Origin of the sequence: Desulfurivibrio nitratireducens, from assembly GCF_044068515.1 — a bacterium.
Taxonomy (GTDB): domain Bacteria; phylum Desulfobacterota; class Desulfobulbia; order Desulfobulbales; family Desulfurivibrionaceae; genus Desulfurivibrio.
Window position 1 is genome coordinate 1 of record NZ_JBIPKI010000060.1, and the last position, 11,659, is coordinate 11,659.

11 protein-coding genes are annotated in these 11,659 nt (G+C 61.7%); 8 read left to right on the top strand and 3 right to left on the bottom strand.

The annotated features are described in order from the left end of the window. Nucleotides 1-212: 212 nt before the first annotated feature. Nucleotides 213-968: a nickel pincer cofactor biosynthesis protein LarB gene (gene larB, locus ACHHTY_RS11080; protein WP_395494213.1), complete on the bottom strand. Its 756-nt coding sequence runs from the start codon at nucleotides 966-968 to the stop codon at nucleotides 213-215. 222 nt (nucleotides 969-1,190) lie between these two features. Here larB and ACHHTY_RS11085 point away from each other — a divergent pair, with 222 nt between their 5' ends. Both ACHHTY_RS11085 and ACHHTY_RS11090 read left to right on the top strand, forming a co-directional pair. Beyond that, on the top strand, nucleotides 1,191-2,111 hold the full coding sequence (locus tag ACHHTY_RS11085; RefSeq protein WP_395494214.1) for a 50S ribosomal protein L11 methyltransferase: 921 nt from the start codon (nucleotides 1,191-1,193) through the stop codon (nucleotides 2,109-2,111). A 39-nt stretch (nucleotides 2,112-2,150) separates the two neighbouring features. Beyond that, nucleotides 2,151-2,879 carry a 16S rRNA (uracil(1498)-N(3))-methyltransferase gene (locus ACHHTY_RS11090; protein ID WP_395494215.1) on the top strand — a complete coding sequence of 243 codons (729 nt, stop codon included), beginning with the start codon at nucleotides 2,151-2,153 and terminating at the stop codon, nucleotides 2,877-2,879. Nucleotides 2,880-2,943: 64 nt separating this feature from the next. Here the strand turns inward: ACHHTY_RS11090 and ACHHTY_RS11095 are convergent, their stop codons facing one another. Further along, entirely contained in the window at nucleotides 2,944-3,453 is a 510-nt protein-coding gene (locus ACHHTY_RS11095; protein WP_395494216.1) for a DciA family protein, read from the bottom strand. Nucleotides 3,454-3,601: 148 nt separating this feature from the next. Between ACHHTY_RS11095 and ychF the strand changes: the two genes are divergently transcribed. From ychF to ACHHTY_RS11115, 4 genes are all read left to right on the top strand, one after another. Then, nucleotides 3,602-4,696, top strand: coding sequence for a redox-regulated ATPase YchF (gene ychF / locus ACHHTY_RS11100; protein WP_395494217.1), 1,095 nt, complete (start codon nucleotides 3,602-3,604; stop codon nucleotides 4,694-4,696). A gap of 60 nt (nucleotides 4,697-4,756) precedes the next feature. Further along, nucleotides 4,757-5,638 carry a DUF4438 domain-containing protein gene (locus tag ACHHTY_RS11105; RefSeq protein WP_395494219.1) on the top strand — a complete coding sequence of 294 codons (882 nt, stop codon included), beginning with the start codon at nucleotides 4,757-4,759 and terminating at the stop codon, nucleotides 5,636-5,638. A gap of 15 nt (nucleotides 5,639-5,653) precedes the next feature. Then, nucleotides 5,654-6,205 (top strand): orotate phosphoribosyltransferase, encoded by a 552-nt coding sequence (pyrE, locus tag ACHHTY_RS11110; protein ID WP_395494220.1) that lies wholly within the window; start codon nucleotides 5,654-5,656, stop codon nucleotides 6,203-6,205. Between the two features lie 149 nt (nucleotides 6,206-6,354). Continuing rightward, nucleotides 6,355-6,549: a dual CXXC motif small (seleno)protein gene (locus ACHHTY_RS11115; protein ID WP_395494221.1), complete on the top strand. Its 195-nt coding sequence runs from the start codon at nucleotides 6,355-6,357 to the stop codon at nucleotides 6,547-6,549. 104 nt (nucleotides 6,550-6,653) lie between these two features. On the opposite strand, the gene ACHHTY_RS11120 is transcribed toward ACHHTY_RS11115, so the two are convergent. Then, complete coding sequence (locus ACHHTY_RS11120; protein ID WP_395494222.1) at nucleotides 6,654-8,711, bottom strand: ribonuclease catalytic domain-containing protein; 2,058 nt, start codon at nucleotides 8,709-8,711, stop codon at nucleotides 6,654-6,656. Between the two features lie 243 nt (nucleotides 8,712-8,954). Between ACHHTY_RS11120 and era the strand changes: the two genes are divergently transcribed. Both era and gltX read left to right on the top strand, forming a co-directional pair. Then, nucleotides 8,955-9,887: a GTPase Era gene (era, locus tag ACHHTY_RS11125; RefSeq protein ID WP_395494224.1), complete on the top strand. Its 933-nt coding sequence runs from the start codon at nucleotides 8,955-8,957 to the stop codon at nucleotides 9,885-9,887. A gap of 243 nt (nucleotides 9,888-10,130) precedes the next feature. Beyond that, nucleotides 10,131-11,612, top strand: coding sequence for a glutamate--tRNA ligase (gltX, locus tag ACHHTY_RS11130; protein ID WP_395494225.1), 1,482 nt, complete (start codon nucleotides 10,131-10,133; stop codon nucleotides 11,610-11,612). Nucleotides 11,613-11,659: the final 47 nt, after the last annotated feature.

An 11,659-nucleotide genomic window follows, 5' to 3' on the forward strand; every position in this document is an offset into this window, starting at 1 on the left:
GCCCCAGGGAAACCCTGAAGGGCAAGTCGGCAATTTAACCAAAACCGCCAACACTGTCAATCGCTTTTTTACTTTTTTTCAAATCCGGCAACCCGGTTTTATCAGCCGGTTCCGGCCTTCCCGGGCATCCCGGAAAGGGCGGCAAGATAGCCGCCGCCTCCCGGCTTGTCAATGACTTTTGCCATCTTTTTTTGCCGGCCCCCGGCCCGGGTTCAAGTCCTTCTATTAATAGTCCCGGCGGCGCAGGCGGCGCCAAATCCGTTGTCGATATTGACCACCGTCACTCCCGGAGCGCAGCTGTTGAGCATGCCCAGCAGGGCGGCGATTCCACCGAAACAGGTTCCATAGCCCACGCTGGTGGGCACGGCGATCAGCGGCTTATCCACCAGACCGCCGACCACGCTGGGCAAAGCCCCTTCCATGCCGGCCACCACGATCAGTACGGCGGCCTCGTCCAGCAAGTGACGCCGGCCCAGCAAACGGTGAATTCCCGCCACTCCCACATCATACAGGCGTTCCACCGGCTGAGCGAGACAGGCAGCGGTTACGGCGGCCTCTTCGGCCACCGGCTCATCGGAGGTTCCGGCGGAAATCACCAGAATTTTGCCCCGGCATCTGGCCGGGTCAATCGCCGGCAAACCGGTGGTCAGCATCCGGGCCTGCTGATGATAGATCAGCCCGGGCAGAATCGAGCGGACCGCCGCCGCCTTTTCTTCATCGACCCTGGTCGCCAGGGCCATTTCACCTGTTTCCAGCAGTTTCTCCATGATCAGGCCGATCTGCTCCGCACTTTTGCCCTCGCCATAGACCACCTCGGGAGTTCCCGTGCGCAGGCGCCGCTGGTGGTCAAGGTGGGCGCAGCCCAGCATTTCTCCCGGCCAATGCCGAAGAGCCCCCAGGGCCCTGTCCACCGGACAACGGCCGGCAGCAACCTCGCGCAAAAGTTTTTCCAGCTCCTGCTTTTCCATGAACCTCAAGTCCTCGCCGAAGCGTCCCGCTTGCTGCAAGCGGTTCTCGTAAACCTGATTAAAAATAACCTGACCGCCAAGCAAGAGCGGACTCCAGCCTGGCTTACTCCGGGCTGCCGGATGGTTTCGGTTGTCATGACCAGATAGTTCCGGTAAATTCGCAGCTCCAAGCCGCAGTTAACCGGATCATCCCGCAACCCGCAACCAGTTCAGGCGACCGCCATGCTTAACAAGCCTCGCACCTGGCTAAAAATCTCGATCCAATGCCCGACCGAGCAGGCCGAGGCGATCGCCGCCCTGCTGGCCTCCTGCAGCGACAGCGGAGTTGAGCAGGGCTACACCGGTTTCGGGGAGGATTCCGGCTGGGAAGAGGTCACGGTCTATCTCGAGCAGAACGACCTTCTCAACGACCACCTGGAAACCATCCACGGCTTCCTGGGCCAAATGCGCCGGCAAAACCCGGCCATCCTGATCCCTGAACCGCAAACCGAAGTCATCACCGAATGCGACTGGAACGCGGCCTGGAAAAAGGAGTTCACCCCCCTGGCCGTGGCCCCAGGCCTGACCATCAAGCCGAGCTGGGAGGACTACACCCCCCAGGCCGGGGAAAAAGTGATCGAAATGGACCCGGGCATGGCTTTCGGCACCGGCCACCATGCCAGCACCCGGCTGGCCCTGCAACTGCTTAAAACCATTTTTGCCTCGCCCCGTCCGCCGGTTGCCATCCTGGACGCCGGCTGCGGCACCGCCATTCTGGCCATGGCGGCGGCACTCTGGGGCGGAAAAGAAATCCTGGCCCTGGACAACGATCCCCTGGCCGTCGAGGCGGCCCAAAGCAACATTCAGCGCAACCGGCTGGAAAATATTGTCCGGGCCTCGGCAACCCCCATTGGGGAATTAAAAACCACCTTCGAAGCGGTAATCGCCAATATCACCGCCGATGTTCTGCTGGAACTGGCCACCGTTCTGACCGACCTGGTAAGGCCCGGCGGCCACCTGGTTCTGGCCGGCATCCTGGTGGGCGAGCAGGCAAACCGGATCGAGCACCGCTTCCGGGACCTGGGCCTTAACCTGGTCGCCAACCCCTGCCAGGAAGAATGGGCCGCTTTTCTGTTCCACAAACCGGCCGGCGGAGAAGGTTAAACCAGCGCTGGGCAATAACCGGAAGCAAGAGCAACCGTAATGAGACGATTTTTCATTGACCGCCAGGCCATCGCCGGCTCCCGGGCCTTTCTGGCCGGGACCGATGCCCACCACCTGCTCAGGGTTCTGCGCCTGAAAACGGGCGACGAAGTGGAACTCTTCGACGGCAGCGGCATGGTTTACCAGGCTAAGATCGAGGGCGGCGACTTGCACCGAGTCGAACTGGCGGTGCTGGCCGCCAGCGACACCCCGCCGGACCGGCTGGCCATCCACCTGGGCCAGGCCATGCTCAAGGGCAAAAAGATGGATCTGGTGGTGCAGAAATGCACCGAGCTGGGGGTCAGGGCCATCCATCCCCTGCTTTCCACCCACACCAAAAACCCCGCCCCCGGGCCGGAAAAGCTCGCCCGCTGGCAGCGGATCATCCAGGAGTCATGCAAGCAATGCAATCAGCCCTGGCCCCCGACCTGCCACCCGGCCCGTTCCTTCGCCGAGGTGCTGGCCGCCGGCGAGGGCTGCGATCTGCGCTTGATCTGTTGGGAACAGCCGGAAGCCCCGCCCCTGAGGAGCGTCGTCAATAGCCTCGCCATCCCGCGCTCCATCATGGTCCTGATCGGACCGGAAGGCGGTTTCAGCACCGAGGAAATTGCCCAGGCCCGCGCAGCCGGTTTTCTGGCGGTGGGCCTGGGGCGCCGGATTCTGCGGGCGGAAACCGCCGCCATCGCCGTTATCGCCCTGTTGCAGTACATTTTCAACGACCTGGACTAAGGGATTCCCCAGACCGGCTCAGGCCGATTAGGCTTTGGCCGCAGACGGCCCAATTTCAGTCCGTCTAACCGCCCGCCCGTTGCGCCTTGCGCCAGAGACGCAGGAGATTGGCCCTGGCCTCGGCATCTTTGATCCCCCCAATCATCCGCACAAATTCGGCCTCTTTGGCCGGGTCGGGACTGACATCCCGCCGGGATCCGGCCGTCCTGGCGGCGGCTTCTTGCGCCTCGAGCCGTTCCCCGGCAAGCTCCTCCTGTTCCCGTTCCAGGCCGGGGTCCAGGCGGAAACGAATGGCGGCCAGTTGCTCCGCGGGCTGCAGGCGCTGGTTGATTGCGGTCAGCATAACGTTTTTTTCAAACTGGAGTTGCTGGGTCCAGACCGGGTCGGCCACCCGAACCCACAAAACCGCGTCCCGGATTACTTCCGGCCGGGAAACGGCGGCAATTTCCTCCCCCACCACTTCGGGCCAGAACAGAAAAACGGTATGCTGGGCCAGCCGAGAGCGCCAACTCCGAGCCGTAGCCAGTCCGCCCAGCAGCTCCCCAAGCCGCCCTACCCCTTTATAGCTCACCACTTGCGCCGCCGCCTCCCCGTAATGGCCAAAATTTCTCCTTGACGTTTATCTTGCTGAATTGCCCCGAAACCATTATAAGTAAAAGTTTTTGCGCTTGAGCCCTGCGCCCGCTCCTGCCAGCCCAACTTTTCTGAGGATATCTGTTACCATGGGATTTCGCTGCGGCATTGTCGGCCTGCCCAATGTGGGCAAGTCCACCATCTTTAACGCCCTGACCGCGGCCGGCATCGAATCGGCCAATTACCCCTTCTGCACCATCGAGCCCAACGTGGGCATGGTCCCGGTCCCCGATGAACGGCTCGACCGCCTGGCCGCCATGGTCAAAACCAGGAACAAGGTCAACGCCCGGATGGAATTCGTCGATATTGCCGGTCTGGTCAGCGGGGCCAGCAAGGGCGAGGGCCTGGGCAACCAGTTCCTGGGCCATATCCGCCAGGTTGACGCCATCGCCCACGTGATCCGCTGTTTCAAAGATGACAATATCGTTCATGTCAGCGGTGATGTCGACCCTCTGCGGGACCGGGAAATCATCAACACCGAACTGATTCTCGCCGATTTGGAAAGCGTGCGCAAGCGTCTTGACAGAACCGTCTCCCAGGCCAAGTCCGGCGACAAAATCTTCAAGGAACAGGTGTTGATCCTGCAGGCCATTGAAAACCATCTCGATCAGGGCCTGCCGGCCCGCTCCCTCGAGCTGGACGACAACGGCCGGGAGCTGTTGCGGACCATGTTTCTGCTCAGCGCCAAGCCGGTTTTGTACGTCGCCAACGTGGCCGAAGAGGACATCAGCCGCGGCAACCCCTGGGTCGAGGAATTGAGCCGGGCCGCCGCCGCCGAAAAGTCCTCGCTGGTCATGATTTCCGGAGCCATTGAAGAGGAGTTGAGCCGGCTGGATGAAGCCGAACGCCGCGATTTTCTCGAAGACCTGGCCCTGAGCGAACCGGGACTCCACCGGCTGATCCGCACCGGTTATGAACTGCTGGGGCTGATAACCTTTTTCACCGTGGGGGAAAAGGAAACCCGGGCCTGGACGGTGCCCCGGGGCAGCAAAGCCCCCCAAGCCGCCGGGGTCATCCATACCGATTTCGAACGGGGTTTCATCCGGGCCGAGGTGGTCTCCTGCCAGGATTTGCTGGCCTGTGGCAGCGAGGCCCGGGCCCGGGAAAAAGGGCTGCTGCGCCTGGAGGGCAAAGAGTATGTTGTCCAGGACGGGGACTGTGTAAATTTTCGCTTCAACGTTTAAGGGCGAAGATTCCGGGCGGGCCGCCGCCGGCGCCGCAATTATGCCAACAAGGAGCAAACTATGCTGAAAACCAACCGGGAACAACTGATCTGTCAATCGGTGATCGGGGAAATCACTTCACCGCTGGGCGGCGTCAACCCCTACCGGATCAATCCGGAAGGGCACTCCGCCATTTATCCCGGGGTCGGCGGGATTACCTACAATCTGCGGATCGGCGATCCCGCCTGCGGTTTTTTTGCCGACCATGTCGAGCCCGGAGTTTCCATCAGCAACTTTACCCAGTTCCAGGGCCAGCCCGGCCCCAACCGGGCCCTTAATCTTTTTTCCTGCGCCGGCAACCTGGCCACCATCGTCAGCGGCGAAGCCAAGGGCAAAAAGGGCCGGGTGACCGGCAAACACGGCGGCATTGAACATGTGCTGATCGATTTTCCCGCCAAAATCCTGGAAGCATTGGTGATCGGCGATAAAATCCAGATCAAGGCCTTTGGCTGCGGCCTGAAGCTGCTCGATTTCCCCCAGGTGAGCATCATGAACCTGGATCCCGACCTGCTGAGCGCCCTGCCCCTCAAAGCGGGCAAAGACGGCAAGTTGCAGGTGCCGGTGACCCACCAGGTCCCGGCGGCGATCATGGGTTCAGGTCTGGGTTCGCCCCATAGCCACAGCGGGGATTACGATATTCAGCTTTTCGACCACCCCACAGTGGCAAAACACCAGCTCACCGACCTGCGCCTGGGCGATTTCGTCGCCATCACCGACGCCGACGCCAGCTATGGCCGCATCTATCGCAGCGGCGGGGTGGTTATCGGCATCGTGGTCCATTCCGACTGCGTGCTGGCCGGTCACGGGCCCGGGGTAATGGTGGTGATGTCCGCCGGCGGCGGCGAGATCGAGCCGGTGGTGAGTCCCAAGGCCAACCTGGCCAACTACTTGCAGAAAATGTAAAAAAGGATCATACCAATGAACGACAGACAGCGCTTAAAGCAAATAATTCTGGAAAAGTCCTACCGCGAAGGAACCTACCTCCTCACCTCGGGCAAGGAATCGGATTTTTACATCGACGGCAAACAGACCACCCTGGATGCCGAGGGGGCTTATCTGTGCGGCAAGTTGCTTTTCGAGATGATCCAAAACAATCCGCAAAAGATCGACGCGGTGGGCGGGATGACCCTGGGGGCGGACCCCATTGTCACCGCGGTTTCCCTGGTCAGCTTCCTGGAAAAGGCCCCGATTCCGGCCTTTATCGTGCGCAAGGAATCGAAGAAACACGGCACCGAGGCCTATCTGGAGGGGCAAAGCAACCTGCCCGAGGCAGCGGTGGTGGCCCTGGTGGAAGACGTGGTCACCACCGGCGGCACCCTGCTGAAGGTCATCGACCGGGTGGAAGCCCAAGGCTATCAGGTCGGCCTGGTGGCCACCATCGTCGATCGCCAGGAAGGCGGCGGCGAAGCTCTGGCAGCCCGGGGCTATGAGTTGCGGGCTATTTTTACCCGCCAGAGTCTGCTGGCTTAAAAGCGGAGTCTGACCGCGCCGGTGACCGGTATCGCCGGGCCCAGCCAGGCTTAATTTGCCGGAACCGGTTGCTCCATTCGGCAATCGCGGCCGGCCTGGCCGGTCCGGCAGGCTTGCGCCGAAAAATTACCGCGGAGGGATTGAATTTGATGGCTACCCGGATGTCCACCACCATGGGCTGCCCCCGTTGCAAGGGGCTTTTGACGATCATGCGCTCCTGCGGCAGGGTCCGGATGGCCTGCGACCAGTGCGACCGGCGGTTTCAAATTCACGAAGTGGCCGACCGCCTCGATGAACAGGCCGAAGAAATCCTTTCCCGCTGGAACTGCATCATCTACGACTGAGCGCCGCTCTTTTTTTGCCGCCGCCTTCAGCCCCGGCCGGAATCACCCGGCAAGGGACTCCTCCCCGGCCCGGCCTAAATGCCAGTAAGAAGGGGCGCCGCCGCTTACCACTCCAGACGCAGGATGCCGTCCAGGGGCTCAGCCTTGGCTATTTTTACCGGCACCACCTCGCCCGGCTGAATATTCAGGCCCCGGCTGGGAGGCAGGTCGGCCTCCAGCAGGCAATCGGTGAGAACCACCGTGATGCGCCGGGGTCCACGGCCCACGATCAAAACATCAACGATTTTGCCCACCCGGGAACTCAGGTATTTCAAAAGCCAGTAGCGCTGGCGCTCCCGGCGGACCTGGTTCAGCCGGCCCTGGGTGATGTTGATGGCGGCAATGAAATCAAGCATGTCTGCTTCGCTGAACAGCGCCCCCTGGCCGGCCCGGAGCGCATAAACCTGGTGCTGCATGACCAGGTCCAGCAGGCGGCGGATCGGCGAAGTGATGGTGGTATAGCTGGCCGCCCCCACCCCGCTGTGGCGGCCGCCCCGGGTCAGCAACTGGCCGGGCTTGAGCTGCTTGCGCTGCCGCCAGAGGGTAAAAATATCCTGCTCGTAACCATGGACCAGGCGCTGGTGGGGATCGTCCTGAATGCGAAAAAGGCCGGAAACCTGCTGCTGGGCCACGAATTCCGCCGCCAGCATGTTGGCCAGCACCATCATTTCGGAAACCAGCAGGCGGCCCGGCAAATCGACCTCTTCCAGGCTGACGGCGGGGTTGCCGTGCTCGTCGATCCGGATATTAACATCGGGAACCGGCAACAGCAGGGCGCCCGCGTCCAACCGGCGCCGGCGCAGGGCCCGGCTCAGAGCCAGCAGATCCTGCAGATCCCGATCGGTGGCCAGCAGGCTCTCCACCTCCTCGTAATCGAGGCGGCGCCGGACGTTGACCACGCTGGCCACAATCCGGGATTCGACAATATCGCCGGCCGGGGTCAGAGTGACCAGAAAACTCATGGCCGGACGATCCTGGCCGGCCACCAGGCTGCAAAGATCTTCGGAAAGACGGGGCGGCAGCATCGGCACCTGGGACTCGGGAAAATAAAGCGAGGTGACCCGCTTCAGGGCGGTTTTAAAAAGCACCGAGCCCGGTTTGACGAAATGAGCCACATCGGCGATATGAATTCCGACCCGGAAATTCTCCCCTTGCCGCTCAAGGTGCAGGGCGTCATCAAGATCGCGGGTGGAAGCGCCGTCGATGGTCATCACCGGCAGATCCCGCAAATCGCGGCGGCCTTCGGCCAGCAGCAGCTCCGCATCGGGTTCAGAGCAGGCTTCGGCCGCTGCGGTCTCTTCGGGGCTGAAGGCCACCGGTACCCCGGCCCGCAGCAGGGGAATGTTTTCGTCGGGTTGCCAGATGCCGGTAGCCACCAGCAAATGATAAACATCATGGGGCCGGGTCAAGCCCGAGCGCTTCAAGAGCTCGCGGGCCAACTCACTTTCATCGGCCTCGTTGGCCAGCAGATAATAATCCCGCAGGATGCCCAGGCAGCGTTCCTGTTCCGGCCACCCTTGCGAGGCGGGAGCTCCCGGCGCCGGACCGACAGCCTTAGTGGCCCCGGCGCTCTCCTCGCCGGGACTGGAGACCGCGGCGGCAAAAAGCGTTTTCAGCCGCTCCGCCCCCTCGGCCAACAGGGCTTCCCGCTCCCGTTCCTTTTCCAGGCGGGCCTTGAGCTGTTCCACGACCTCGGCGGGATGGGCCATGATTTGGCCATCCTTGTATTTGAAATAGAGCCGGTCGAGAAAAGCCGCCCGGAGAAAAGCCGCCACCTGATCATCATCGGCCTCGCCGCCGAAATTAAGTTCGGCCAGCAAAAGGGGGCTGAAAAACTGCTCCGGCTCGGCGGCGGCCAGTTCCCAGACCGCGTCGATCTCAATCTGTTCGGTCAGTTCCCGCCGGCGCTGATCGGTTTCCTGCAGTATCCGCCGCTGTTCAGCGCGGGAAAGGGTAGCGGGCAGAACCCGGCTCGAACAATGCACCACCCGGGCGCCGGGCAGATTAAGTTCGCGACCGTTTTGGTTGAATATCCGCAGCCGGTTGGCGGAAAATTCAAGGACCACGCCGCAGATGAATTTCCCCTGCTCGACATATTCGACAATATTTCCGGAAGAAGCCATGAATCAACTTTGGTTGGATTATGGGAAGGTGGAAAAAGCAGGCGGAAGGCAGGGCCAATGACGGCACTCCGAGTCCCCGTTTTGACCGAGGCTTTCCATCTACCAGGAATTCCCGGTCTTGTCACCCAAAACAGCGTCGGAAGAACGAGGACAGCCGCCGCCAAAACAGGTAAAATGGCCCCTAAGCCGGTGCGCTCAGCCGCGCCACTAATCACATTATTTTGACTTAACCGGGAAAACCAAATGAACCATGACCAGCCCGAACAAATCACCTGCGGCTTTGTAGCCTTGGTCGGCCCCCCCAACGCGGGCAAGTCCACCCTGCTCAACCGCCTGCTCGGCCAGAAGATTTCCATCGTTTCCCCCAAGCCCCAGACCACCCGCAACCGGATCCTGGGGGTGTTCAACGAGGCCGACAGCCAGATCGTCTTTCTCGACACCCCCGGCCTGCATCAAGCCCGCAGCCGGCTCAACAGCGAAATGGTAAAAATCGCCCGCAATACCGTCAGCGAAGTGGACGTGGTGGCCTACATGATCGATGTCACCGCCCCGGAGGCGGAAAACCGGCCCGAGAAGAGGAAGGAGGCCGCCCGGCTGCTGCAATGGGCCGACCGTCCCGCCCTGCTGCTCTGCAACAAGATAGACCGGATCAGCAAGGAGAAGCTGCTGCCCCTGATCGCCGCCTGGCAGGATGCTTATCCCTTTGCCGCCATCATCCCCCTGTCCGCCCTGACCGGTGAAGGCCAGGATATTCTGCTGACGGAGTTGCGCCGCCTGCTGCCCCGGGGCCCGCGGCTGTTCCCCGAGGACATCCCCACCGATGCCAGCGAGCGCTTTATCTGCGCTGAAATCATCCGGGAAAAAATCATGCTCCTGACCCGGGACGAACTGCCCTACTCCACCGCGGTGGCCATCGAGCATTTTCGCGAAAACCCGGCCCGCAACCTGACCACCATCCACGCCACCATCATGGTGGAAAAGGATTCCCAGAAAGGGATCATCATCGGCAAAAAAGGCACCATGTTGCGGCGGATCGGCCAGGCCGCCCGCGAGGAAATCGAGGTCATGCTGGACCGCCAGGTTCTGCTTAAGCTCTGGGTCAAGGTGCAAAAGAACTGGACCGGCAACATCCGGATCCTGCGGGAGTTGGGGATTCAGGAGAGCGACAGGCAATGAACCCGGTGCCATGATGCCGCCAAGCAGGCTCCGGCAAGCCAACCCCGGCTCCGCCGCCCCAATCCTCGCCCCGGTTCCAGTAAAGAGGGGTCGAGGAGACTCGCTCATTGAATATCCGGCCAAAAAGCGCTATAACCAGCGACCATCGGCAACAGTTGCGACGAAATAACCAACCCCCGGGCAAAGCGTTTGGGGCCAACTGGTCACCTTGTTTGATTATCATTTCAGCAGGAGAGTATCGGTATGAGTGAAGTTCGCGTCCGTTTTCCGCCCAGCCCCACGGGCTATCTTCATATCGGCGGGGCCCGCACCGCCATCTACAATTGGCTGTTTGCCCAAAAACACGGCGGCAAGCTGATTCTGCGCATCGAGGATACCGACGCCGAACGCTCCACCGAGGAATCCATCCGCGGCATCATCGAGGGCCTGGAATGGCTGGGGGTGACCTGGGACGAAGGACCCTATTTTCAGTCCGCCCACGCCGCCGAACACGTCGCCGCGGCCCAGCAACTGCTCGCTGCCGGCCAGGCCTACAAATGCTTCTGCACCAAGGAAGAACTGGAAGCCCGCCGCGACGCGGCGGCCCAGGCCAAGGCCGACTACCGTTATAACGCGGCCTGCCGCGACCTGAGTCCAGAGGAAATCGCGGCCCGGGAAACGGCGGGACTGCCCTATGTGATCCGCTTCAAGGTGCCCCGGGGTGAGGGGGGAGTGGCCTTCAGGGACGAAGTCTACGGCGGGATCGAGCGGGCTTACCGGGATATCGAGGACTTCGTCATCGTCCGTTCCGACGGCTCTCCCCTCTACCTGCTCTCCAACGTGGTGGACGATATCCGCGACCGGATCAGTCACGTCATTCGCGGCCAGGACGGCCTCAGCAACACTCCCCGCCAGATCCTGATCTACCGGGCCCTGGGGGCCACGCCGCCGGTCTTTGCCCACATGCCGCTGACCCTGGATCTCAACAAGGCCAAAATTTCCAAGCGCAGTCACGGGGAAATCGTGGCGGTCCAGTTTTACCGGGATCGCGGCTTCATTCCCTGGGCCCTGGTTAATTTTCTGGTGCTGCTGGGCTGGTCGTCCGGCGACGACCGGGAAATCTTTTCCCGGGCCGAACTGATCGAAGCCTTCTCCCTGCGGGGAATCACCAAGGCCAACTCCATTTTCAATTACCGCAAGGACGACCCCAAGTTCTTCACCGATCCCAAGGCAATCAACATCAACGCCCACTACCTGCGGACCATGCCCATCGCAGAGCTGGCCTCTCTGGTCAAACCCTTCCTGGAGAAAGAAAGCCTTTGGGATCCGGCCTACGAGAATGGCCAAAGGTCCTGGTTTCTGCAAACCCTCGAGATGAGCCGGGAACGCTTCCATACCCTGACCGATTTCACCACCCTGGGCCGGGCCTGGTTTGCCGACGACTTTGCCATTGACGAAACGGCCCTGAACAAAAACCTGCTCAAGCACCCCCAGCTCAAGGAATGGCTGCCCGAGCTGGCCCAGCGGTTTGCCGAACTGCCGCAAATAACCCCTGACGAAGCCGAGCGGGTTGCCCGCGAATTCGCCGAGGCCCACCAGGTCAAGCCGGGGATTCCCATCAACGCCGCCCGGGCCGTGATCACCGGCCAGAACAAGGGCCCCAGCATGTTCGAGGTCTTCGCCCATCTCGGCAAGGAGAAGGTGGTCCAGCGCCTGCGGGACGCGGGCAAGTATTTCCCCGCCTGAAACCGAGGCGGCCTGGAAAAACAGGCCGGCCGGACCAAGAGCCTAGC